The organism is Lysinibacillus halotolerans, from assembly GCF_003711845.1.
Taxonomy (GTDB): domain Bacteria; phylum Bacillota; class Bacilli; order Bacillales_A; family Planococcaceae; genus Ureibacillus; species Ureibacillus halotolerans.
The window spans coordinates 1-1361 of sequence record NZ_RHLQ01000104.1 but is presented as its reverse complement, the minus strand read 5'-3'; the positions used below and the strand labels follow the sequence as shown (position 1 = coordinate 1361).

Annotated in this window: 1 protein-coding gene; it reads right to left on the bottom strand. The window is 33.8% G+C overall.

From position 1 onward, the window contains the following. Positions 1 to 1308, bottom strand: a protein-coding gene (locus EC501_RS18285; RefSeq protein WP_122973763.1) for an IS3 family transposase whose coding sequence is annotated in 2 segments (ribosomal slippage) — positions 1 to 855 and positions 855 to 1308 — 1309 coding nt annotated over the 2 segments. Because the reading frame shifts where the segments join, the coding sequence is not laid out codon by codon here. This gene is flagged as partial in the annotation. Positions 1309 to 1361 lie beyond the last annotated feature (53 nt).

Sequence of the window (1361 nt, the reverse complement as noted above, 5' to 3'; positions counted from 1 at the left end):
TTAATTTTGCCTTCATTCGTTTGTAATTATAGTACTCAATATATAACCTTAATTCTTCTTCAAAATGTTCGATACTATTAAACTCTTGCAAGTATAATAGTTCAGATTTTAAGATGCCAAAGAAACTCTCCATTGCTGCGTTATCAAGACAATTCCCTTTGCGGGACATACTTTGCTTGATACCGTGTTTTTGGAGTGTTTTCTGATATTGTTTCATCTGATAATGCCATCCTTGATCTGAATGTAGGATCACTTCATCTCCTATTTGAAGACGTGTTAACGCCTGATCAAGCATATCTGATACAAGTTTATATACAGGTCTTTTCATCAGTATATAAGCGATAATTTCACCATTACATAAATCCATCACAGGAGATAGGTAGCGTTTTTCACCAAATAAATGAAATTCTGTTACATCAGTTACCCACTTTTCATTCATTTTCTCTGCTTTGAAATCTCGTTCTAATAGATTTGGTGCAATTCGACCAACTTGTCCTTTATAAGAACGATATTTCTTCATTCTTACCAGACATTTTAATCCCAATTCATTCATGAAACGGTTGATTGTTTTTGGATCATGTTGGAATCCGTATTTTTTCAATTCACTCGCAATACGACGATAACCATAACGCCCCTTGTGTTCGTGATATATTGATTGAATTGCCTCCTTAACTTCGGCATATTTATCTTCACGATTCATTCGCTTTTCCCAATAATAATAAGTGCTTCGAGGAATATTTGCGACTTTAACTAATTCTACGACATCATAAATGTGCTTTAGTTCAAAAATTACTTGCGCTTTGATTTTATTTGTAATTTTTCCTGTCCCTGAACTAAAGCATTCAACTTTTTTAAATACGCATTCTCCATTTCTAGCTGTTTAATGCGTGCTTCAAGTGCCTCTACAGAACCATCAGCTGGAACCGATTTCGATGTCTTCTTGTTTAATTTATTCATGGATGGACGCCCCTTTTTCTTTGAATTGAGGGCATCAAATCCACCTGTTTCAAATTGATTACGCCATTTTCGAACTAATTTTGAAGATGAAATATTGAAAATAGCAGCTGCATCAATAGAGGACGTACCCGTTTCATTCATATAATTAAGTACATCCATTTTAAACTCTGCAGAGTAACTTGTATATGATTTCATAAAGGCTTCCACACCATGTTGTTCGTATAAACGAATCCAAGAAGTTAATTCAGATACGATTACACCTTCTTCTCTAGCAATTTGTTTTACACTTTCTTGTCCATTTACATAACGTAATAATATTCGTATTTTTTCATCTTTTGTAATTTTAGTCATAAAAAACACCCCGTAAAAGTTAGATTGGTGTCTAACTTTTACGGGGCATATCA